The organism is Actinoplanes sp. NPDC023936 (assembly GCF_040639325.1).
GTDB lineage: Bacteria > Actinomycetota > Actinomycetes > Mycobacteriales > Micromonosporaceae > Actinoplanes.
This window is the reverse complement of the sequence record NZ_JBEZZR010000018.1, coordinates 63,925-86,878: the sequence shown is the minus strand read 5'-3', so window position 1 is coordinate 86,878 and position 22,954 is coordinate 63,925. Positions and strand designations below refer to the sequence as shown.

Genomic DNA, 22,954 nt, shown 5'->3' with positions numbered 1-22,954 from the left:
CCACCTGCCCGCCCAAGGCCGCTGCGCGCCTAGCGCTACCGGCGCGTGGCCACTCCCGCGTGTTGAATTGGGGCGCGCTCCGCACCCGAAATCCACACGCACTGGCCGGCGCCCGGCGGCGTGTTGAATTGAGGCGCGCTCCGCACCCGAAGTCCACACGCGGGTTGGGCCTGCCCGTGCGTGTTGAGTTGGGGCGCGCTCCGCACCCGAAATCCACACGCGGGTTGGGGCTGCCCGCGCGCGTTGGATCGGGGCGGGTCAGGGCTTGACCCGGCAGCGGTAGCGCAAGACGCGCAACGGCCCGGACCGGGTGGCGCGGTCGCGCCGACTCCCGGGACGGGCCGGTTGCGGTTGGGGACTGCTTTTACTCGTACAAAATGGGTTAGAGGACCCGGTGGACCCAGCCGAAGGGGTCGTCGGCCAGGCCGCGCTGGATGTCGACCAGCTGCTTGCGGATGCTCATGGTGACCTCGCCGGGGCCGCCGTCGCCGTTCGTGAACTCGCCGCTCTCGCTCTTCACCACGCCGATCGGGGTGATCACTGCGGCGGTGCCGCAGGCGAAGGCCTCGCGGACGCGGCCCGAGGCGGTTCCCTCGCGCCACTCGTCGAGGCTCACCTGGCGTTCCTCGACGCGGCGGCCGGCACGCCGCGCCAGCTTGATCACCGAGTCGCGGGTGATGCCCGGCAGGATCGTGCCGGTCAGCGGCGGTGTCACGAGCGCGCCGTCGTCGAGGACCAGGAAGACGTTCATGCCGCCCAGCTCGTCGATGTACTTGCGCTCCACCGCGTCCAGGTAGACCACCTGGTCGCAGCCGTGCTCGGCGGCCTCGGCCTGCGCCGACAGACCCGCAGCGTAGTTGCCGCCGCACTTGGCCGCGCCGGTGCCGCCGGGGGCCGCCCGGGTGAAGTCCGGCGTGACCCAGAGGTTCACCGGCTTCACGCCGCCGGAGAAGTACGAGCCGACCGGCGACGCGATCACCAGGTAGAGGTACTCCGTCGCCGGGCGCACGCCGAGGAAGACCTCGCTCGCGTAGGCGAACGGACGCAGGTAGAGGCTGCCGTCCTCGACCTCGGGGATCCAGCTCCGGTCGATCTTGATGACCTCGTGCAGCGACCGGAGGAACGTCTCGACCGGGAGCTGCGGCATCGCCATCCGCTGGGCGGAGGAGTTGAAACGGTTCGCGTTCGCGTCCGGGCGGAACATCGCGACGCCGCCGTCCGGCAGCGTGTACGCCTTCAGACCCTCGAAGATCTCCTGGGCGTAGTGCAGCACCGCGCTGGCGGGGTCCATCGGGATCGGCGCGCGGGCCTCGACCCGGGGCTCGTACCACCCCTTGCCGTCCGCGTACCTGATGGTCGCCATGTGGTCGGTGAAGATGCGGCCGAAGCCGGGGTTGGCCAGCAGGGCGGCGCGGTCAGCGTCGCCTACGGGTGCCGGGTTCGGACGGATCTCGAATTCGAGGTTGTCACCACCGCTCATGACAAGAAGACCTGCTTTCTGCAGAAAGACTGAGGGCATGCGGGCACCCGTAGTGCCGCGCATGAAACTTACCCCGAACGGTCGTTAAAACAATTGCCGCTCGGGGCTTCGCGGACGTGAAGGCGGGTGCGCCGGGCCGGTCTTCGTCAGACGGCAGCGGCGACCCGGTCGCCGATCTCGGCGGTACGCAGCGCCGCGCCCGGGGTCCGGGACGCGACATGAGCCGCGACCGCCTCGGTTACTCGGCGGGCCTCGTCGTGGCGGCCCAGGTGCTCCAGCAGCAGCGCGGCGGAGAGGATCGCGGCCGCCGGGTCGGCGATGCCCTGGCCCGCGATGTCCGGGGCGGAGCCGTGCACCGGCTCGAAGGTCGACGGGTAGGTGCGCTCCGGGTTCACGGAGCCGCTGGCCGCCATGCCGATGCCACCGGTCACGGCCGCGGCGATGTCGGTGAGGATGTCACCGAAGAGGTTGTCGGTCACCACCACGTCGAACCGCTGCGGGTTGCTCACCATGAACATGCTGGCGGCGTCGATGTGCTGGTACTCCGTGGTGACCTCGGGGTACTCCGCGGCGACCGCGGCGAACGCCCGGGACCACAGGCTGCCGGCGTGGGTCAGCACGTTCGTCTTGTGCACGAGCGTGACGTGCCGGCGGTCGCGGCGCTGAGCGCGGGCGAACGCGTCACGGACGACCCGCTCCACGCCGTACCGCGTGTTGAGGCTCTCCTCCGTCGCGATCTCGGCGGGAGTGTCCTTGTGCAGGACGCCGCCGGCGCCGACGTAGAGGCCCTCGGTGCCCTCGCGGACCACGACCATGTCGATCTCGCCGGGCTTGACGCCGGCCAGCGGGCTCGTGGTGCCGGGCCAGAGCTTGGAGGGGCGCAGGTTCACATACTGGTCGAAGTCGAAGCGGAGCTTCAGCAGCAGGCCGCGCTCCAGAACGCCCGGCGGGACGCTCGGGTCGCCGATCGCGCCGAGCAGGATGGCGTCGTGGCCGGCCAGCTCGTCCTGGATCGCGCGGGGAAGCACCTCGCCGGTCCGGTTGTAGAGGCGGGCGCCCAAGTCGTACTCGTTGTAGTCGACCCCGGGGAGCACGGCATCGATCACCTTGCGAGCCTGAGCGGTCACCTCGGTCCCGATGCCGTCGCCGGCGACCACCGCGATCCGCGCCACGCTCACGTCACACTCCCCAACTGTCGAATCGGCCCACTGCCGAATAGACCAGGACACGGTAGCGCGCTATCCCGAGGTGCGGAACGAGAGTCCCATTAATTGAAATTGGCCCGAACGGGAACAGCCCCCGGGCCGCGGCAAACGGCTCGGGGGCTGTTGCGACGATGACACGTGGTTCGGTCCCGCCGGGAACACACACGGCCCTGCGACAGACGGCGTCACCCGAAGACGGGTCCACCCGGGTCGTGCGGCAGGGACAACGCTAGCGATGCGGACTGAAGACGCGCAAGACGGGCCCCCGCGTGTCGGCCCACGGTTTCGGTGCGCCGACCCCCGATGGTGGCACCATGCGCCGGTGAGTTTCGACCTAGTGGTGTGGGCCATGGCCCCGTCGGCGGCGCCGGACGCCGTCCGCGACGCGAACGCGCGATGCGCCCGCGGCGAGCACCGGCAGCGGCCCGCCGATCCCCGCGTCGTCGCGTTCTACGACGCGCTGACCAGCACGTACCCGGATCGCGGGCCACGCGCGACAGCCCCCGGGTCGCCCTGGGCCAGCGCGCCGCTGCACGCCGCCGCCGATCACGTGCAGATGCGGCTCGACGAGAGTTGCCCGGACGTGGTCCTGGAGACGATCGAGAGGCTGGCCGGCGAGCTCAACCTCGACCTGCTGGACCTCCAGGACGGCACGGTTTATCCACCACCCGCACGGGTGTCTTGAGAGCCATCCGAAGCAGGCATCAGCCGGCTACAGCAGGTCGGCAACCGCCGCCCGGGTCGAGCCGATCTCCGCGGCCACCTCGGCGAGCAGCTCCGGCTCGACCCGTGAGTCCACGGTGAGGGCCATCAGCGCCTCACCGCCGGCCGCCCGCCGGGACACCTGCATCGCCGCGATGTTCACCCCGGCCCGGCCCAGCATGGTGCCGATCGTCCCGACCACGCCGGGCCGGTCCCGGTAACGGAAGAAGAGCAGCACGCCCTCCGGAGCGAGATCCAGCTCGAAGCCGTCCACCTCGACCAGCCTGGACTCGCTGGCGAAGGCACCCGCCACCGCGAGCGTGCCGCCGTCCGGCATCGCGCCGCACACGGTGATCAGAGTGGCCGGGCCGCCGGCGCCGTCCGCCGTCGCCAGCTCCACCTCGACGCCCCGGTCAGCGGCCATGTGCGGCGCGTTCACATAGGTGACCGCCTCCGCGGCGATCGGCGCGAACAGGCCCTTCATCGCGGCCAGCTCCAGCACCGAGACGTCGTGCGCGACCACCGCGCCGTGCACCTCGACGGTCATCCGGGCGGCCACCCCGCCGGCCACCGCCGTGAAGATCCGGCCGAGGCGCTCGGCGAGCGGCAACAGCGGGCGTACGTCCTCGTCCACCGCCCCGCCGGCCCGGATGTTCACCGCGTCCGGCACGAACTCGCCGCGCAGCGCCAGCCGCACGCTCTCCGCCACGGCCAGCCCGGCCTTGTCCTGCGCCTCCGTGGTTGAGGCGCCCAGATGCGGGGTGACCACCACGTTCTCGAAGGCGAACAGCGGCGACGAGGTGAGCGGCTCGGTCTCGAAGACGTCCAGGCCGGCGCCGGCCACCCGGCCGTCGGCGAGCGCCTCGGCCAGGGCCCGCTCGTCGACCAGGCCGCCGCGGGCCGCGTTGACGATCCGCACGCCGGGCTTCACCACGGCGAGCTCCTTCTCCCCGATCAGGCCGAGCGTCTCGGGGGTACGCGGCAGGTGCACCGAGATGAAATCACTGTCCCGGAGTAATTCGTCGAGGGTCACCAGCCGGACACCGAGCTGCGCCGCGCGGGCCGGCTGGACGTACGGGTCGTACGCGATCAGCCGCACCCCGAAAGCGGCCATCCGCTGGGCGAAGAGCACGCCGATCCGCCCCAGCCCGACCACTCCCACGGTCTTGCCGTGCACCTCGACACCGGTGAACGCGGACCGCCGCCAGGAACCGGCGCGCAGGGCCGCGCTCGCGGCGGCGGTGTGCCGGGCCACCGCGAGGGTGAGGGCCACCGCCTGCTCGGCCGCCGAGACGATGTTGCTGGTCGGCGCGTTCACCACGAGGACGCCCCGGGCGGTGGCCGCCGGGACGTCGATGTTGTCCAGGCCCACCCCGGCCCGGGCCACGACACGCAGCCGGGTGGCGGCGGCGAGCGCCTCGGCGTCGATCCGGGTGACACTGCGGACGATCACCGCGTCGGCCCCGGCCAGCGCGGCCAGCAGGGCGGGCCGGTCGGCGCCGTCGATCTTCTGGACCTCGGAGCCGGCGGCCAGCATGTCGATCGCGGCCCCCGCCAATTCCTCGGTCACCAGGACTACGTCAGTCATGGTTCTCCATCCGATCCTCGCGCTCATCGGCTCTCGGACTCATCGGCTGTCGCCTTCATCGGCTGTCGCCTTCATCGGCTCTAGCCCTCATCGACGATGCCGAATGATACGGATGGATGTCATCCCGGAGTTCAGTTCACTCACGGGCGAGAATCACTCGGGCGGGTGACCTGGCCGCGGACAGCGAAATGCCCGGCCGGGGGGAGCCGGCCGGGCATTTCAGGAAACAGCGGGAATCAGGCGGTCTCGGTGATCGGCCGGTCCACCCAGCTCATCATCCCGCGCAGCTTCGCGCCGGTGATCTCGATCGGGTGCTGAGCGCCCTGCTCCCGGTACTTCTTCAGCTCCGGGCCACCGGCCTCGTCATCGGCGATCAGGTGCCGGGTGAACTCGCCGGACTGGATGTCGGCGAGGATCGCCTTCATCTCCTTCTTGGTGTCCGCGTTGATCACCCGCGGGCCGGAGACGTAGTCACCGAACTCGGCGGTGTCCGAGACGCTGTAGCGCATCCGGGAGATGCCGCCCTCGTACATCAGGTCGACGATCAGCTTGAGCTCGTGCAGGCACTCGAAGTACGCGATCTCCGGGGCGTAACCGGCCTCGGTGAGCACCTCGAAACCGGTCTGCACCAGCGCCGCCGTACCGCCACAGAGGACGGCCTGCTCGCCGAAGAGGTCGGTCTCGGTCTCCTCCTTGAAGGTGGTCTTGATGACGCCGGCGCGGGTGCCGCCGATCGCCTTCGCGTAGGAGAGAGCGAGGGCCAGGCCGTCACCGGCCGGGTCCTGCTCGACCGCCACCAGGGCCGGGACGCCCTTGCCGTCCACGTACTGGCGGCGGACCAGGTGGCCGGGGCCCTTGGGCGCGACCATCGCCACGGTGACGTCCGCCGGCGGCTTGATCAGCTCGAAGCGGATGTTGAGGCCGTGCCCGAAGAAGAGCGCCTTGCCCGCGGACAGGTTCGGGGCGATCGACTCGGCGTAGATCTTGCGCTGCGCGGTGTCCGGCGCGAGCACCATGATCACGTCGGCCCAGGCGGACGCCTCGGCCGGGGTCTTCACCGTAAGGCCCTGCTCCTCGGCCTTGGAGCGGCTCTTCGAGCCCTCCTGCAGGCCGACCACCACGTCGACGCCCGAGTCACGCAGCGACAGCGAGTGCGCGTGGCCCTGGCTGCCGTAGCCGATGACGGCGACCTTCTTGCCCTGGATGATCGACAGGTCGGCGTCGTCGTCGTAGAACACTTCGGCGGTCATGAACTTCCTTCTTCTCTCTGGGAAAACTTCAGGCGGCGCGGAGGGCCGGGCCGGTGGTGATGGAGCGGGATCCGCGGCCGATGGCCACGAGTCCCGACTGCACCATCTCCTTGATGCCGTACGGCTCGAGGTCGCGCAGTAACGCATCCAGTTTGTCGGGATTACCGGTGGCCTCAATCGTCAGGGTGTCCGGAGCGACGTCGATCACTCGCGCCCGGAACAGCTCGACGGTCTCGAGCACCTGGCTGCGCTGCGCCCGATCGGCACGCACCTTGACCAGGAGGAGCTCACGCTGGACCGACTGCGAGGGGTCCAGCTCCACGATCTTCAGGACGTTGACCAGCTTGTTGAGCTGCTTCGTGACCTGTTCCAACGGGGACGAGTCCGCGTTGACGACGATCGTGATGCGGGAGACGTCCGGGTTCTCCGTCTCGCCCACCGCCAGGGAGTCAATGTTGAAGCTCCGGCGGGAGAACAGGCCGCTGACACGCGCGAGCACGCCGGGCTTGTTCTCGACCAGCACGGAGAGCGTGTGCTTGTTGGTCACAGGTCGTCCTCTTCGAACGTCGGGCGCACGTCCCGGGCGAACATGATCTCGTCGTTGCTCGTGCCGGCCGCGACCATCGGCCAGACCATCGCGTCCTTGCCGACGGTGAAGTCGATGACCACCGGGGCGTCGTTGATCTCCATGGCCTGCTTGATGACCTTGTCGACGTCGTCCTTCGACTCGCACCGCAGGCCGATGCAGCCGAGCGCCTCGGCCAGCTTCACGAAGTCCGGGATCCGGTGCTTGTGGGTGCCCAGCTCGGTGTTGGAGTAGCGGCCGTCGTAGAACAGGGTCTGCCACTGCCGGACCATGCCCAGGTTGCCGTTGTTGATCACGGCGACCTTGATCGGGATGCCTTCCAGGGCGCAGGTGGCCAGTTCCTGATTGGTCATCTGGAAGCAGCCGTCACCGTCGATCGCCCAGACCTGGGTGTCCGGCTTGGCCACCTTCGCGCCCATCGCGGCCGGGACGGCGTAGCCCATCGTGCCGGCGCCGCCCGAGTTGAGCCAGGTGCCCGGCTTCTCGTACTTGATGAACTGGGACGCCCACATCTGGTGCTGTCCGACGCCCGCGCAGTAGATCGCGTCCGAGCCGACCAGCTGGCCGATCCGCTCGATCACGTACTGCGGGGAGAGGCTGCCGTCGGTCGGCTCCTCGTAGCCCAGCGGGTACCGCTCGCGGATGTCGTTGAGCGTGCGCCACCAGGACTCGTACTGCTCGGTGCCGCCGGCGCCGGCCGAGACCGCCGCGATCAGCTCGTCGATGACGTGCCGGGCGTCGCCGACGATCGGGACGTCCGCGTGCCGGTTCTTGCCGATCTCCGCCGGGTCGATGTCGGCGTGCACCACCTTGGCGTCCGGCGCGAACGAGTCGAGGTTGCCGGTGACCCGGTCGTCGAAGCGGGCGCCGAGGGTGACCAGCAGGTCGGCCTTCTGCAGCGCGTAGACCGCCGGGACCGTGCCGTGCATGCCGGGCATGCCCAGGTGCTGCGGGTGCGAGTCGGGGAACGCGCCGATGCCCATCAGCGTGGTGACCACCGGGATGCCGGTGAGCTCGGCGAGCTTGCGCAGGCCGTCGGTGGCGCCGGCCTTGTGGACGCCGCCGCCCACGTACAGCACCGGGCGCTTCGCCGCGGCGATCAGCCGGGCCGCCTCGCGGATCTGCTTGCCGTGCGGGTGCAGGGTCGGCCGGTAACCGGGCAGGTCCAGCGTCGGCGGCCACTGGAACGTGGTCTGCGCCTGCAGCACGTCCTTCGGGATGTCGACTAGAACCGGGCCGGGACGGCCGGTGACCGCCAGGTGGAACGCCTCGGCCAGGATCCGGGGCAGCTCCTCCGGGGTCTGCACCAGGAAGTTGTGCTTGGTGATCGGCAGCGTGATGCCCTGGATGTCGGCCTCCTGGAAGGCGTCCGTGCCGATGTACGGCCGGCCCACCTGCCCGGTGATCGCGACGATCGGGACCGAGTCCATGTACGCGTCGGCGATCGGGGTGACCAGGTTCGTGGCGCCCGGCCCGCTCGTCGCGATGCAGACGCCGACCTTGCCGGTGGCCTGCGCGTATCCGGTCGCCGCGTGGCCCGCGCCCTGCTCGTGGCGAACCAGGATGTGCCGGACCGTGGAGTCGAACAGCGGGTCGTACGCCGGGAGGATCGCCCCGCCCGGAATGCCGAACGCGACCTCTACCTCGAGCGCCTCGAGCGACCGGACGAGCGCGCCGGCGCCGGTGGTGGCCACCGGAGCGACGGCGGCCGGAGCGGTGTTCGCGGCCGCGGCCACGGTGGCCGGGTTGACTCGATGGGCGAGCGTTTCAGGAGTGGGTCTCGTCATGGCTGTTCAGACCTTCTCATCGATGGCGTCCGGAAACTTGAGCAACAAAAAAGGCCCACGTGCAATGCACGGGACCTAGCGCACTCTCCTGTCGGTGGAGAGCGCGCTCAGATAAGTACTCGGGACGCGAAGCACATGCGGCTAACCTTGCCCCATCTCACGCCCTGAGTCAACTGATCCCACATTTTGATCACCTCGCGATCCCCGGAAATCCGGATCGCTCGGCAGCAACGCTCTGACCTGCCGCATTCCGGGTCCGAGGCGGACGACTTGACTCCGCGCCGGTGCGTCACTCCGCGGGATGGTTCGCGGCGCCGGCAGCGGCCGCGGGCCCACCGGCTGCAGCGTCCGGAGGCGGGTCTCGAAGTGCTCGGCCGGCACTCCCCAGCCGAAGAGCGAGCCCTGGCCGAGCCGGCAGCCGGCCTCCTCGACCACCTCGCGCTGCGCCGTGGTGCCGATCCCCTCGGCCAGCACCTCCAGACCCAGCCGGTGCCCGAGCCGGACCACCACGTCGACGAGCGGGGCGGCCGTGCCGGTCCGCGACTCCGGCTCCGCCACCAGGGCGTGGTCGATCTTCAGAATGTCCACCGGAAGAGTGCGCAGCTGGGTGAGCGACGAGTACCCGGCGCCAAAGTCGTCCAGCGCGATCCGCACGCCGGTCTCCCGCACCTCGGCGAGCCGGCGGACCAGCTCCTCCATGTCGGTGGCGACCGCGTGCTCGGTCACCTCCAGAACCAGCCGCTGCGGCGGCACGTTGTGCTCGGCCAGCACGTCGGCGACCTGGGCCGCGTAGTCGGCGTTGTGCAGCTCCTTGGGCGACAGGTTCACCGAGACCCAGACGTCGTGCCCGGACGCCCGCCACGCGGCGAGCTGCACGACGGCCTGCTCCAGCACCCAGGCGCCGATCCGGTTGATCAGGCCGGACTCCTCGGCGACCGGGATGAACTCGTCCGGGCGGACCGCGCCGAGATCCGGATGGGTCCAGCGCAGCAGCGCCTCGGCGCCGACCGGCCGCATCGACGGCAGGGCCACCACCGGCTGGAAGACCAGGCGCAGCTGCCCGCGGTCGATCGCGTGCCGCAACTCGCCCTGGAGCGTGCCGCGCCGGCGCAGCAGCTCGTCGTATCCGGCCTGGTAGCGCTCCACCCGGTTCTTGCCGCGCTGCTTCGCGTAGCGCAGCGCCAGGTCGGCGTCGTGCAGCAGCTCACCGGTGTCGGCCACGCCGAGGCTGGCGGAGAGGAAGATCGAGCCGCCGTCGACCTCGTACGGCTCGCCGAGCACCGCCAGCAGCCGGTGTGCCGCGAGCATCGCCTCGTCGGCGTCCCCGTGCATGAGCACCGCGAACTCGTCACCGCCGAGCCGGGCCGCCACGTCGCCGCCGAGCAGGTTGCGCCGCAGCCGGGCGGCCACCTCGGCGAGCACGCTGTCGCCGACGTCGTGCCCGCGCATGTCGTTGACGGTCTTGAAGCCGTCCAGGTCGATGCCGATCAGCACGGCGCCGTCCGGCGAGTCGCGCAGCGCCCGCTGGAGCCCGCGCCGGTTCGCCAGCCCGGTGAGCGGGTCGGTGTGCGCCAGCTCGCGGAAGTGCGCCTCGCGCTGGCGCAGCCGCACGGTGTACCGCCGCACGTCGTCGAGAGCGAGGTACTGCCGGGCCACCAGCGCCAGACCCACCACGCTGGCGCCGAAGTAGCCGAGGGCGTCGAGCGCCCCGCCCCTGGTCAGGTGATAGCCGAGGGCGCCGATCACGGCGAGCATCGGCACCACCGCGTAGGCCCCGCCGCGTTCCAGCACGTCGCCGGTGACCTCGACCGGCCGGTCCGCGGCCTTCACCGCGAGGGCCACCGCGATCAGCCCGGCGGCGAGCAGCAGCACGCCGGAGAGAGCGAGCGTGTCGCGTTCCCGGCAGATCGCCGTGGAGATCGCGGTCGCCGCGACCGCCACGACGCTCACCCCGGCCGCGATCCGGATGCTGTTGCGCCGGGGCCGGTGCGCGTGCAGCGCCATCACCGCGGTCAGGCCGAGCGCGAGGGCCGCCAGCACCGCCGGCAGCAGGACCGCGGGGCAGGGGTACGGCGTGAGGTCGCCGAGGATCCGGGTCGGCCGGGAGATCAGCACCCAGCCGACGAACCAGATCGCGGCCGCGATGACCAGGCCGTCCAGCACGTGCCGCAGCGCGGCGGCCGGGCCGCGGGTGGCGCCGGGCAGCGCCACGGTGCCGGCCAGCAGGGTCAGCGTGCCGATGCCCATCGCGATCGCGACCATGGTGGCCAGCGACCTGGCGTGCGCCGGATCGTGGTGATGGTGGCCGCCGGTCAGCAGCGCGCTGGCCAGCCCGGCCAGGGCGCCGGCGGTGGAGAGCGCCCCACCGGCGGCGAGCAGCAGGTGCGCACGCCGGGCCGCGCCGGTGTGCCGGCGTCCGGACTGACCGAGATAGGCGACCGCGGGCACCGCGGCGAGCAGGCCCGCGAGACCCGCCAGCTCCATACCGGACGGTGAGTGCACGGACACACTCTGCCCGATCATCGTCGATTCGAACAGTCCCGGCGTCCCGCGCTGTGGACGTCCTTGGCGTTTCACCAGGGGACCGGTGGCACTATGGGGGAATGCCTGAGCTGCGCTCCCGGACCTCGACCCATGGTCGCACCATGGCCGGCGCGCGCGCCCTGTGGCGCGCCACCGGCATGACCGACGACGATTTCGGCAAGCCCATCGTCGCGATCGCCAACAGCTACACCCAGTTCGTACCCGGGCATGTGCACCTCAAGGATCTCGGTGGTCTCGTCGCCGATTCGATCGCCGAGGCCGGCGGCGTCGGCCGCGAGTTCAACACGATCGCTGTCGACGACGGCATCGCGATGGGCCACGGCGGCATGCTCTACTCGCTGCCCAGCCGCGAGCTGATCGCCGACGCGGTGGAGTACATGGTGAACGCGCACTGCGCCGACGCCCTGGTCTGCATCTCGAACTGCGACAAGATCACGCCCGGCATGCTGATCGCCGCGCTGCGGCTCAACATCCCGACGGTCTTCGTCTCCGGCGGCCCGATGGAGGCCGGCAAGACGGTCGCCATCGAGGGCATCGTGCACGAGAAACTCGACCTGGTCGACGCGATGAGCGCCGCCGCCAACGACAACGTCACCGACGCCCAGCTGGACACCATCGAGCGCTCGGCCTGCCCGACGTGCGGCTCGTGCTCCGGCATGTTCACGGCGAACTCGATGAACTGCCTGACCGAGGCGATCGGCCTGTCGCTGCCCGGCAACGGCTCGACGCTGGCGACGCACGCGTCCCGCAAGGCCCTCTTCGAGGAGGCCGGCCGGCTGATCGTGGAGATCGCCAAGGACTACTACGAGAAGAACGACGAGTCGGTGCTGCCGCGCTCGATCGCCAACCGGGACGCCTTCGAGAACGCGGTGGCGCTCGACGTGGCGATGGGCGGCTCCACCAACACGGTGCTGCACCTGCTCGCCGCGGCCCGGGAGGCCGGCCTCGACTTCTCCGTCTCGGACATCGACGCGATCTCGCGCCGGGTGCCGTGCCTCGCCAAGGTCGCGCCGAACAGCCCGAAATACCACATGGAGGACGTGCACCGCGCCGGCGGCATCCCCGCCCTGCTCGGTGAGCTGAACCGTGGCGGCTCGCTCAAGACCGACGTGCGTGCCGTGCACTCGCCCTCCCTGTCCGCCTGGCTGGACAAGTGGGACATCCGCGGCTCGAACCCGTCGGCCGAGGCGCTGGAGCTCTTCCACGCCGCGCCCGGTGGCGTCCGCACCACCAAGGCGTTCAGCACCACCAACCGCTGGGCGAAACTCGACACCGACGCCGAGGGCGGCTGCATCCGCTCGGTCGAGCACGCCTACACGGTCGACGGCGGCCTGGCGATCCTCTTCGGCAACCTCGCCCCGGACGGCTGCGTCGTGAAGACCGCCGGCGTCGACGAGTCGATCTGGAAATTCACCGGCCCGGCCCGGGTCTACGAGTCCCAGGACGACGCGGTCACCGGCATCCTCGGCAAGGAGGTCGTCGAGGGCGACGTCGTGATCATCCGTTACGAGGGCCCGAAGGGCGGCCCCGGCATGCAGGAGATGCTCTACCCGACGAGCTTCCTGAAAGGCCGTGGCCTCGGCAAGGCCTGCGCGCTGATCACCGACGGCCGCTTCTCCGGCGGCACGTCCGGCCTGTCGATCGGCCACGTCTCCCCCGAGGCGGCCGGCGGCGGCCTGATCGCCCTGGTCGAGACCGGCGACGAGATCACCATCGACATCCCCGGCCGCAGCATCACGCTGAACGTCCACGACGACGTCCTCGCCCAGCGCCGGCACCAGCAGGAGCGCCGCCCGAAGCCGTACACGCCGGTCGCGCGCGAGCGCCCGGTCTCGGCGGCGCTGCGCGCCTACGCCTCGATGGCCACCAGCGCCAGCGACGGCGCCTACCGCCTCGTCCCGGAGTAACGCACGCCGAGTGCCCCGGTCACGCTCCCTTCCGGGTACGCGTGATCGGGGCCGGCAACCGCAGCGGCCGCGCTCGCGTGAGTCCGCGCGGCCCGCTGCCCACTCCCGGCCGTTGCGCGTCTTTCGCTACCGCTGCCGGGTCAAGCCAGAAAAAACGCCGGCGCCGCCGTGTCCCGTGCCTGCCGCAGGTACCGCGTCTGCCGCTCGTCCAGCGCGGGAACCGCCCCCGGCTCGAACCAGGCCACATCGATCGACTCGTCGTCGTTGACCCGGGCCTCGCCGCCCACCGCACGGCAGGCGAGCACCGTCTCGTACCAGTAGACCTGGTCCCCGTTCGGAATCGTCCGCAGCGGCAGTGCCTCCACACCGACGATCCGCTCCACGACGATGTCGACCGCTGTCTCCTCCCAGACCTCCCGGACAGCGCCGGCGGCCGGCTGCTCCCCCGGGTCCAGCACGCCGCTCAGCAGCGACCAGCGCCGATCGTCGCTCCGCTGGTTGAGAAGCACCCGCCCGTCCCCGTCGAAGACGACGGCGGTGACGCTGGGAAGGGGCAGCGGCGCGTGCCCGATGTACTTGCGCAATTCCAGGATGAATTCCGGAGTAGCCACAAAGCCACCCTAAACGACCGCAACCACCCGCCCCCGCAGCCCTCACCCCCGGCCGTCGCCCACGCCCCCGCCGTCACCCACGCCCGCGCCCGGCCCCGCTCCCACCTTGGCCGATCTTGGAGAGTTGCGCTCGGGGTGCCCGTGCGGAAAACGCCAAGATCGCGGGGGCGGCGGGACACGGTGCGGTGCGCGGTGCGGTGCGGTGCGGGGCGGGGCAGGGCGAGCAGGGCAGGCAGGGCAGGGCGGGGCAGGGCGGGGCAGGGCGGCGACGCGGGGGCTATTTCAGGGCGCCCTCCATGATTCCTCGGACGATCTGGCGGCCGCCGATCAGCAGCAGGATCACCAGGGGCACCGTGGCAGCGAACGCCCCCGCGAGGACCCGGCGGTAGACCACGTAGTTGCCGCTGGCCAGGTCCGACAGCGCCACCATGGAGGTGGGGAAGTCGGTGCCGTTCAGCGTGATCAACGGCCACTGGAAGTCGTTCCAGGTCGCCACGAAGGTGAGCAGGCCGAGGACCGCGAGGGCGGGGCGGATCGCCGGCAGGACGACGGTCCAGTAGATGCGCAGCGTGAGCGCCCCGTCGATGCGGGCCGCCTCGATCAGCTCGTCCGGGATGGCGTGCCCGATGAACTGGCGCATGTAGAAGACGCCGAACGCGCTGACCAGCCCCGGCGCGATGACCGCGAGCAGGGTGCCGTTCCACTCCAGGCGGCTCATCAGGATGTAGAGCGCCACCACACCGAGCTGGTTCGGCACGGTCAGCGTCAGGATCACGATGACCATCAGCGCGCCGCGGTACTTGAAGCGCAGCTTGGCGAAGGCGAAGCCGGCCAGCGAGCAGAAGAACAGTGTCGTCGCGGTGACGACGCCCGCCACGATCACACTGTTGATCAGGGACGCGGTGAAGAACACGTCCTGCATGCCGAAGACCTCGCTGAGGTTCACCAGCAGCTGGTCGCCGGGGATCACCGTGGGCGGGAAGCCCATCACCTTCTCGTCGGTGCTGGTGGCGATGACGAACATCCAGTACACCGGGAAGGCCGAGATCAACAGGACCGCGGCGAGCCCGGCGTACGTCTTCCAGGTGCCACGCGTCTCCTGCGGGGCCCGGTTCACGAGCGTGCTCACTTCTCGCCTCCGAGCCGGCGGGTGGCGAGCGCGTTCACGGCGGCCACGATGAGGATGATCAGGAACAGCGCCCAGGACATCGCGGCGGCGTACCCCAGGTTGAGGTCTTTCCAGCCGACCTTGTAGATCAGTTGGGCGATGGTCTGGAACTGGCCGTTGGAACCGCCGCTGGCGGAGGCCGGGTTCTCGTCGAAGAGCATCGGCTCGTTGAACAGCTGGAGCCCGCCGATCGTGGAGAGCACGACGGTGAAGAGGATGACCGGCTGGATCATCGGCACCGTGATGCTCCACAGCTGGCGCCACGGGCCGGCGCCGTCGACAGCGGCCGCCTCGTAGACGTCCTTCGGGATGGACTGCATCGCGGAGAGGTAGAGCAGCGCGTTGTAGCCGATCCACTTCCAGTTGACCATCGTGGCGATCGCGATCCAGCTGCTCCACTTCGCGGCGCGCCAGTCGATCGGGTTCTCCTCGCCGAAGCCGACGAGCGAGAGGAACCAGTTCGCCAGGCCGTAGTCGCGGGCGAAGAACATCGCGAAGACCAGCGTCGAGGCGGCGACCGGTGTGACGTACGGAAGAAGGATCCCGACCCGCCACCAGCTGGTGCCGCGCAGCTTGCGGTTCAGCAGGTTCGCGATGATCAGGGCGGCGAACAGCTGCGGGACCGTGGAGAGCACGAAGATCCCGAAGGTGTTGCCGAGCGCGTTCCAGAAGTCGCCGTCGGTCAGCAGCCGGGAGAAGTTCGCGAAGCCGGCCCAGCCTCGCTCGTCCGGCTCGTCGAGCCGCCAGTCACGCAGCGCCACCACCGCGTTGAAGATGATCGGGAAGAGCCCGAAGATCGCGAAGAGCAGGAAGAACGGCGCGATCAGCAGGTACGGGACGGTCTTGGTGTCGAAGCGGTACCACCAGTACCGCGAGCGCGGCGGCGGTGCGTGTTTCGGCTCGCCCGGCGGGGCGGGACGGGTCTGGGTGAGCGACACGGGAACTCCTGTCGAAAGGCCGGCAGGCGGGGCTCCTCACCTGGTGGGAGGAGCCCCGCGGTCAGCGACGGGTCAGGCCTTGGAGGCCTTGTCGGCTTCCTTGACGGCTTCCGCCCAGGCGGCTTCCGGCGTCAGACCACCCTGCTGCACCCGGGTGATCACGTTCTCCACGGCGACCCGGGTCGGGCCGTTCTTCTTGCCCAGGTACTGCGGCTTCAGGTTCTCCGCGGTCGCCGCGAAGATCTGGCCGGTCGGGGCGTTGGTGAAGAACTCCTTCTTGTAGTCGAGGACGGCCGGGTCCTTGTAGAGCGCCGGCTGCGACGGCAGGTTGCCGACCGTCTTGAAGACCTCGATCTGCTGCTCCGGCTGGACCAGCCACTCGACGAACTTGTACGCCTCGTCGACGTTCTTGCCCTGCTTCGGGATGGTCCACCAGGAGCCGCCCCAGTTGCCGCCGCCGCCGGGGATGTTGGCGATGTCCCACTTGCCCTTCTGGTCGGGCGCGGTGTCCTGGATGTGGCCGAGCATCCACGCCGGGCAGGCGAGCGCCGCGAACTGGTCCTTCTTGAAGCCCTGGTCCCAGTTCGGCTGGAAGCTGGCGAGGTTCGCCGAGATGCCGGCCTCGATCGCCTTCATGCTGACGTCGAACGCGACCTTGGGGCCGCCCTCCATCCGCAGCGCCTCCTGCGGGTCGTAGAAGCCGACCGGCTGCTGGGCGAGGACCGGGTTGAACAGGTTGGTGCCGGAGTCGACGAACTTCTTGCCGGTCGCCGCGGTGTACTTCTTGCCGGTCTCGATGAACGCGTCCCAGGTCGGCCAGAGCTTGGAGACCGATTCGCGGTCGGTGGGCAGGCCGGCCGCCTTGAACAGGTCGGTCCGGTAGCACATGGCGAGGCCGCCGACGTCGGTGCCGAGGCCGATCTGCTTGCCGTCGGCGGACTGCGAGGCCTGCCACTTCCAGCCCAGGTACTTCGACTCGTAGCTGCTCGCGCCCTTGTCGAGCAGGTTCACGAACTGGTCGGCCTGGCTGCGGAACTGCACGATGAAGCCCTCGTCGACCGCCGAGATGTCCGGCGCGCCGGAGCCGGCGACCAGCTTCTTCTGCAGGTCCTCGTGCTGGGCGTTGTACTCGCCCGAGTTCAGCACGATCTTGACGTTGGTGTGCTCGGCCTCGTACTTGGCCTTCAGCTTGTCGAGGCCCATGTCGCCCCAGAAGTTGATCTTCAGGGAGACCTGGCCGCCACTCGCCTCGTCGCCGCCGTTCTCCAGACTCTGCCCACTACAGCCGGCGAGGGCCAGTGCGGCCACCAGGCCGACGGCCGCGGCGCTGCGTGCTGAACGTCCCACTGCTACCTCCATCAAGACTGCTCTCTCCATCAAGGAGAGCTAGATCACTGAACCGGGTAAGTTGGCAGAACGGTAGGCGTCGATTCGAGGAGTGTCAATAGCGTGTTACAGCCGTGATCACGCTCCCTGCCAAGCAGGATTAAACGGACGTATGGGCGATGACTGGTTTACATTGCGCGACGGGTGCCGTAACACTGAACCGATCAAGCTTCCGGCCCGGGTCGAGGGAGTCCGTTGAATGCTGTTCAGGTCCCGATAAGCTCGGCAGCAGTGGGGACAGAGGAGATCGAGTGAAGCGGCCCACGATCGCCGACATCGCGCGGCGGGCGGGCGTGTCCAAAGGCGCTGTCTCGTACGCGCTGAACGGTCAGCCCGGCGTCTCCGAAGCGACCCGGAAACGGATCATCGCGATCGCCCAGGAGATCGGTTTCAACGCGAACAGCGCCGCCCGGGCCCTCTCCGGCGCCCGCGCCCGCGCCGTCGGCCTGACCCTGTGCCGCCCCGCCCGGATCCTCGGCATCGAGCCCTGGTTCATGGGCCTGATCAGCGGTTTCGAGGCCGAGCTCGGCGCACAGTCGTACGCTCTGACCCTCCAGGTCGTGGCCAGCCCCGAGCAGGAGGTCGAGGTCTATCGCCGCTGGTGGGGCGAGCGCCGCATCGACGGGGTGATCGTCACCGACATCCGGGCGGACGACGTCCGCATCCCGGTGCTGCAGGAACTCCAGCTGCCCGCCGTGGTGATCGGCGGCCCCGGCGACACCGGCAGCATCGCGCAGATCTGGTCCGACGACGCCGGCGCGATCACCGAGGCGGTCCGCTACCTGGTCGCCCTCGGCCACCACCGGATCGCCCGGGTCAGCGGCGTCCCCGGCCTGCTGCACACCCAGGTCCGCACGAAGGCGTTCGACGAGATCTGCGCGTCGCTCGGCCTGGAGAACACGATCACCGTGCCGGCCGACTACACCGGCGAGGAGGGCAGCCGGGCGACCCGGCGGCTGCTGATCGGCGGCGACCGGCCGAGCGCGATCATCTACGACAACGACGTGATGGCGGTCGCCGGCCTGGCGGTGGCACAGGAGATGGGACTGTCCGTGCCGGGCGACCTGTCGATCGTGGCCTGGGACGACTCGCCGCTGTGCAGCCTCGTCCACCCGCCACTCACCGCGCTGAGCAGGGACATCTCGGCCTACGGCGCGCAGGCCGCCCGCGAGCTGCTCAACGCGATCGACGGCAAGCGGGTCGGCAACGTCGAGGCCGGCCGCGTGCATTTAACCCCAAGGGGAAGCACCGCCCCGCCGCGCTAGCTGGTTCGGTGGGTTTCCAGGTAGGCCTCTATGCGCTCGGCCGGGGCTGGGTGGGCGAGGGCGAAACCCTGGCCGTAACGGCAACCCGCCGCCGCGGCGCGCTCGATGCCCTCCGCGGACTCCAGCCCCTTGGCGACGATCTCCAGGCCCAGCCGGCGACCGAGGCTGACCACCACGTCGAGCACCGAGTCGGGGCCTCCGGCGACGAGTGACTGACTGAGTTTGAGCATGTCCACGGGCAGCCGCCGCAGGTGGGACAGGGACGTCTGCCCGGAGCCGAAGTCGTCCAGCGCCGCCCGTACCCCCAATTTCCGGAGGCCCGAAAGGGCCGCCACGATGGCCGGGACGTCCTCGGCGATCCAAGTCTCCGCGACCTCGACGACCAGGCGTTCCGGGGCGAGGCCGTAACGTTTCAGGGTGCCGGCCACCCGGTCCGGGAAGCGCGCGGTGAGCAGCTCGCGCGGCCCCACGTTCACCGATAGCCAGAAGTCCTCGTCACCGCCGTCCCAGGCGGTCAGGCTGCGGCAGGCCGCGTCGAGCACCCATTCGTCCAGCTCGGCGGTGATGCCCAGCGCGGAGGCGATCGGCAGGATCTCCTCCGGGAGGATCGTGCCGAGCTCCGGGTGCCGCCAGCGCAGCAGCGCCTCGACGCCGACCGGGCGGCCGTCGCGCAGGCCCGCCACCGGCTGGAAGACCAGGTCCAGCTCGCCCCGGCCGGCCGCGCCGAGCAGCTGCTTCTCCAGCTCCATCCGGCGGTGCAGCTGGATCTCCACGTCCGGGTCGTACCACTCGACGCGGTTACGGCCGAGCTGGCGGGCACGCTGCCGGGCCAGGTCGGCGTGGCGGAGCACCTCGTCGGAGTCGGCGCCGCCGCCCAGTTCGGCCAGACCGACGCTGCACTGCAGGTCGACCGGGCCGCCGGGCAGCTGGAACGGCTCGCTGAGGATCGTCACGATGCGGGTGGCCAGCGCGTACGCCGCGACGGCCGACTCCGTGGTCAGCACCGCGAACTCGTCGCCGGCGAGCCGGGCCGGCACGTCCTCTTCGCCGATCAGCCCCTTGATCCGGCGGCTCACCTCGATCAGCACCGCGTCGCCGACCTCCCGGCTCCGGGAGTTGTTGATCTCGGCGAGGCCGTGCAGGTCAATCACGATGACGTTGCCGCGGCGGCCCGGGCGGCGGCGGTACGCCAGCAGGTCGCGCATCAGCGCCCGGCGGTTCGCCAGGCCGGTCAGCTGGTCCAGGTAGGAGAGCCGGTGCAGGGTACGTTCCAGGTGCACCCGCTCGCCGACGTCCCGCACGTGCACGACCAAAGCGGCCACCTCGGGTACGCCACGCTGGTCGGAGATGGTGGACTCGGTGTCGCGCCAGAGCCGGGCGCCGTCCCGTATCCGGGCGCTGACCAGCACCGGCGGCCCGCCCTCGTGCTCACCGGCCAGCACCGACTCGATCACCGCCTGGGCGTCCGCCACGTCCTCGGGATGGATCAGATCCCGGAACTCCCGGCCGATCACCTCGTCGTCGCGCAGGCCGAAGAGCCGGGCCGCGGCCGGCGACTGCCAGCGGACCGTGAGCCGCTCGTCGAGAACCAGGGTCAGGTCGGTCGCGCCGGCGACGAGCGAGCGGAAGTGCGCCTCGGCGACCCGCAGCCGGCCGGCGTAGCGACGGATGTCGCGGACCACGAGCAGTTCCCGGACCACCAGCACACTGACCATCACGAGGCCGAACATGATGGCCCTGTTGTCGAAGCTGCGCACGGTCGCGAGGTGCCAGACGGCGGACAGCACACCGACCGCGGCCGGCACGGCGAGCAGCGGGTAGCTCGCCAGGTACTGATCCGGGTTGCGCGGCTCCAGCACCGGCGGCGGGAGATCGCGACGGGAGCCGCCGACCGCCGCGGCGGTCATCCCCGCGACGATCGGCACACCGGTGAGCGCCAGCAGAGCGTCGTCCGCGCCGGCATCGATCAGGGCCGTCACGACGCCGAGCGCGAGCAGGATCAGGACCGAGCCGGCGGCACACCAGACGGCCGGGCGGGGGCGGGGCCGGGCCCGCAGCACGATGACCGTGACGATCGAGACGCCGCCGGTCGCGATGAGCATCGCCGGCACGGCCGCCGGCCGGGTCGACACACCCGGCACCAGGTACGCCGCGAAGCCGAGGCTCACACCGAGCCCGGCGCCGTCGAACGCCCGCCGCAACCGGACCGGCCAGTCCCGCGCGGCGCCCGGCAGCAGCGAGATGCCTGCCACGTAACAGCCGGTGGCCAGGGTCAGGCCGGCGGTGAGCCATCCGGTCACGTCCGGCGGGTTCCACCACGGGACCATCGCGGTGGCGGTCGCGGCGACCGTGCCGAGGCCGACGATGCCCGCGCCGCGGCAGGAGACGAACGCCCGCTCGGAGCGGTGCAGGGCTATCGCCGTACCGAAAAGGAAAGCCGCGGCGCACAGACCCGCGCAACCCACCGCGCAGGCCAGGGCGAACGCGCCCGGCAGCAGGCCGGCGCCGCCGGCGGCGAGCAGCACGGCAGCGACGCTCGGCACAGCGACCAGGACCGCCCGGCCAGGAACTCGGGGCGGGGCCGGCGCGGGATGCGACACAGCCACGGCGTGTCCTCTGCGGTGTTCCCCTGCGGGATCCGGGGAGGGTGGGAGAGGCGGGTTACGGGAGGAGGGACTGGCACCCGGTCAACGAGTGTCCCCGGAACGGGTAACGGTGCGGGCCCCGAACGAAATCGTCAGCCATGCAACGACGGTGGTCAAATCGAGCGGTGCTGCGGGTCCCGGTCCGAGCGGTGGTGGGAGGATGGATACGTGCGCAGTCGTCCCGCCCTTCGTGTCCGCAAATCCGGCGCCGTGCTCGTCGCGGCCCTGATCGCCCTGATCGGCGCGTTGCCGCTGGCCGGGTCGTCCTGGGCACTCGCCCCGATTCTGCTGATCCCACTCGCTGTGCTGATCTGGACCTATCGGGCCGGCACCGACGTCTACCCCGAGGAGCTGCGGGTGCGTGCGCTCTTCGGCGGCACCCGGGTGCCGTGGAGCCGGATCGCCGAGCTCGCGCCGGACGCCCGGGGGCGTGTCTCAGCCCTTCTCGACAACGGCAACGTAATTCGCCTGACCGGTGTCACCAGCGACAACCTGCCGATGGTGCTGGCCGCGGGCGGCCAGGCCGTCGACGCCACCACCGCGACCGACCAGTGATCGCCGGGATCTCTCAGCGCGCACGGCTACCCTGGTCGACAGCCTTCGGTCCGCATCAGGGTGGCGGGTGGGGGCGGTTGGATGGAACAGCCTGAGGGGGTGGTCTGGTCGTGCGTTCCCGCCGGGGCCGTGCCGCGGTCGTGACGGTCGGTGCCGTTCTGGCGCTGACCACCGGATGCAGCTTCGGACCGCCCGGCCCGGACCAGGCCGGCTCACCGCCCAACCTGCCCCGCCCCTCGGCGGCGCCCACCTCCAGCCAGGACACCGGTGACCGGGAGGCCGCGCTCACCGTCCTCGCCAAGAACCTCGAGGTTCCGTGGGGCATCGCGTTCCTGCCCGACGGATCGGCCGTGGTCACCGAGCGGGACACCGCCCGGATCCTCAAGGTCGGCCCGGACTCCGACGCCGGCGGTCTCAAGGTCACCGAGCTGGACCGGCTCGCCGAGGTGCGCCCGTCCGGCAGCGGCGGCCTGCTCGGCATCGCGGCCTCACCGAAATATCAGACCGACAAGACGCTGTACGTCTATTACTCCACCGAGCGCGACAACCGGGTCGGCAAGCTCGTGGACGGCAAGCTCCAGCCGATCCTCACCGGCATCCCGCGATCCGCTCAGCAGAACGGCGGCGCGCTCGCCTTCGGCCCGGACGGCATGCTCTACGTCGGCACCGGCGACGGCACACCCACCGGCACCCTCGCGCCGGACCCGAAAAGCCTCGGCGGCAAGATCCTGCGGATCACCACGGCCGGCAAACCGGCGAGCGGAAACCCGGTGAAGAACTCCGCGGTCTGGTCCTCGGGTCACCGCGACGTGCAGGGTCTCGCCTGGGACGCGACGGGCAAGATGTACGCGACGGACAGCACCCAGCCGAAGGCCAGCGAGCTGAACGTGATCCGCAAGGGCGGAAACTACGGCTGGCCGAAAGCCGACGGCGACAGCACCGACGCGAAACTCGTGAACCCGATGGTCTCCTGGCCGGCCGCCGAGTCGTCGTGCGGCGGGGTGGCCGCGGTGGAGAGCCTGGTCGCCACCTCCTGCCTCCTCGGCGAGAAGCTCTACGTCCTCTCCGTCACCGGCAACGGCACCGTGCTCGGCGAGCCGCAGGAGCTGCTCACCGACGAGTTCGGCCGGCTCCGCGCGCTCGCCGCCGCGCCCGACGGCTCGATCTGGGTCAGCACGTCGAACCAGGAGGACGGCGGTGAGCCCGGCCCGGAGGATGACCGCCTGATCCGCCTGGTGTTCTCGGACGGCGGCGCCGGCCGGAGCTGATGGCTGTTTCAGGGGGCGCTGACGGTTGTTGCCCGGCGGCTGACGGTTGTTTCACGTGGCGCGAATTCG

General features: G+C 70.6%; 17 protein-coding genes. 5 read left to right on the top strand and 12 right to left on the bottom strand.

What is annotated here, in order from left to right:
- Nucleotides 1-382: 382 nt before the first annotated feature.
- Nucleotides 383-1,480, bottom strand: a complete 1,098-nt coding sequence (locus tag AB0F72_RS23245; protein ID WP_360434969.1) for a branched-chain amino acid aminotransferase — start codon at nucleotides 1,478-1,480, stop codon at nucleotides 383-385.
- Between the two features lie 146 nt (nucleotides 1,481-1,626).
- Complete coding sequence (locus AB0F72_RS23240) at nucleotides 1,627-2,652, bottom strand: 3-isopropylmalate dehydrogenase (RefSeq protein WP_360435099.1); 1,026 nt, start codon at nucleotides 2,650-2,652, stop codon at nucleotides 1,627-1,629.
- Between the two features lie 355 nt (nucleotides 2,653-3,007).
- Between AB0F72_RS23240 and AB0F72_RS23235 the strand changes: the two genes are divergently transcribed.
- Complete coding sequence (locus AB0F72_RS23235) at nucleotides 3,008-3,370, top strand: hypothetical protein (protein WP_360434968.1); 363 nt, start codon at nucleotides 3,008-3,010, stop codon at nucleotides 3,368-3,370.
- 27 nt (nucleotides 3,371-3,397) lie between these two features.
- Here AB0F72_RS23235 and serA read toward each other — a convergent pair whose 3' ends face one another.
- The 5 genes from serA to AB0F72_RS23210 all read right to left on the bottom strand — a co-directional run bounded on the left by serA (nucleotide 3,398) and on the right by AB0F72_RS23210 (nucleotide 11,121).
- Complete coding sequence (serA, locus tag AB0F72_RS23230) at nucleotides 3,398-4,975, bottom strand: phosphoglycerate dehydrogenase (RefSeq protein WP_360434966.1); 1,578 nt, start codon at nucleotides 4,973-4,975, stop codon at nucleotides 3,398-3,400.
- Nucleotides 4,976-5,211: 236 nt separating this feature from the next.
- Nucleotides 5,212-6,225, bottom strand: a complete 1,014-nt coding sequence (ilvC, locus tag AB0F72_RS23225) for a ketol-acid reductoisomerase (protein WP_360434964.1) — start codon at nucleotides 6,223-6,225, stop codon at nucleotides 5,212-5,214.
- 28 nt (nucleotides 6,226-6,253) lie between these two features.
- Entirely contained in the window at nucleotides 6,254-6,772 is a 519-nt protein-coding gene (gene ilvN, locus AB0F72_RS23220; RefSeq protein WP_014447226.1) for an acetolactate synthase small subunit, read from the bottom strand.
- Nucleotides 6,769-8,598 carry an acetolactate synthase large subunit gene (locus AB0F72_RS23215; RefSeq protein ID WP_360434962.1) on the bottom strand — a complete coding sequence of 610 codons (1,830 nt, stop codon included), beginning with the start codon at nucleotides 8,596-8,598 and terminating at the stop codon, nucleotides 6,769-6,771. Before AB0F72_RS23215 ends, ilvN begins: the two co-directional genes overlap by 4 nt.
- A gap of 141 nt (nucleotides 8,599-8,739) precedes the next feature.
- On the bottom strand, nucleotides 8,740-11,121 hold the full coding sequence (locus AB0F72_RS23210) for a bifunctional diguanylate cyclase/phosphodiesterase (protein WP_360434960.1): 2,382 nt from the start codon (nucleotides 11,119-11,121) through the stop codon (nucleotides 8,740-8,742).
- An 80-nt stretch (nucleotides 11,122-11,201) separates the two neighbouring features.
- On the opposite strand from AB0F72_RS23210, the gene ilvD reads away from it, so the two are divergent.
- A complete protein-coding gene (gene ilvD / locus AB0F72_RS23205) occupies nucleotides 11,202-13,049 on the top strand; it encodes a dihydroxy-acid dehydratase (RefSeq protein WP_360434958.1) in 1,848 nt (615 codons plus the stop codon).
- 140 nt (nucleotides 13,050-13,189) lie between these two features.
- Here ilvD and AB0F72_RS23200 read toward each other — a convergent pair whose 3' ends face one another.
- The 4 genes from AB0F72_RS23200 to AB0F72_RS23185 form a co-directional block, all read right to left on the bottom strand.
- Nucleotides 13,190-13,660 (bottom strand): NUDIX domain-containing protein, encoded by a 471-nt coding sequence (locus tag AB0F72_RS23200; protein ID WP_360434956.1) that lies wholly within the window; start codon nucleotides 13,658-13,660, stop codon nucleotides 13,190-13,192.
- Nucleotides 13,661-13,937: 277 nt separating this feature from the next.
- The gene (locus AB0F72_RS23195; protein ID WP_360434954.1) at nucleotides 13,938-14,789 is read right to left on the bottom strand and encodes a carbohydrate ABC transporter permease; all 852 of its coding nucleotides are present in this window, start codon (nucleotides 14,787-14,789) and stop codon (nucleotides 13,938-13,940) included.
- On the bottom strand, nucleotides 14,786-15,766 hold the full coding sequence (locus tag AB0F72_RS23190) for a sugar ABC transporter permease (protein WP_360434952.1): 981 nt from the start codon (nucleotides 15,764-15,766) through the stop codon (nucleotides 14,786-14,788). The genes AB0F72_RS23195 and AB0F72_RS23190 overlap by 4 nt, the downstream gene beginning before the upstream one ends.
- Nucleotides 15,767-15,838: 72 nt before the next feature.
- Nucleotides 15,839-17,113: an extracellular solute-binding protein gene (locus AB0F72_RS23185; protein ID WP_360434950.1), complete on the bottom strand. Its 1,275-nt coding sequence runs from the start codon at nucleotides 17,111-17,113 to the stop codon at nucleotides 15,839-15,841.
- 290 nt (nucleotides 17,114-17,403) lie between these two features.
- Here AB0F72_RS23185 and AB0F72_RS23180 point away from each other — a divergent pair, with 290 nt between their 5' ends.
- Nucleotides 17,404-18,417, top strand: coding sequence for a LacI family DNA-binding transcriptional regulator (locus tag AB0F72_RS23180; RefSeq protein WP_360434947.1), 1,014 nt, complete (start codon nucleotides 17,404-17,406; stop codon nucleotides 18,415-18,417).
- Here AB0F72_RS23180 and AB0F72_RS23175 read toward each other — a convergent pair.
- Complete coding sequence (locus AB0F72_RS23175; RefSeq protein ID WP_360434945.1) at nucleotides 18,414-21,023, bottom strand: EAL domain-containing protein; 2,610 nt, start codon at nucleotides 21,021-21,023, stop codon at nucleotides 18,414-18,416. The two genes, AB0F72_RS23180 and AB0F72_RS23175, sit on opposite strands and share 4 nt — an antisense overlap.
- A 207-nt stretch (nucleotides 21,024-21,230) precedes the next feature.
- Here AB0F72_RS23175 and AB0F72_RS23170 point away from each other — a divergent pair, with 207 nt between their 5' ends.
- Both AB0F72_RS23170 and AB0F72_RS23165 read left to right on the top strand, forming a co-directional pair.
- Nucleotides 21,231-21,617, top strand: a complete 387-nt coding sequence (locus AB0F72_RS23170) for a PH domain-containing protein (RefSeq protein ID WP_360434943.1) — start codon at nucleotides 21,231-21,233, stop codon at nucleotides 21,615-21,617.
- 104 nt (nucleotides 21,618-21,721) lie between these two features.
- Nucleotides 21,722-22,885: a PQQ-dependent sugar dehydrogenase gene (locus AB0F72_RS23165; protein ID WP_360435097.1), complete on the top strand. Its 1,164-nt coding sequence runs from the start codon at nucleotides 21,722-21,724 to the stop codon at nucleotides 22,883-22,885.
- Nucleotides 22,886-22,954 lie beyond the last annotated feature (69 nt).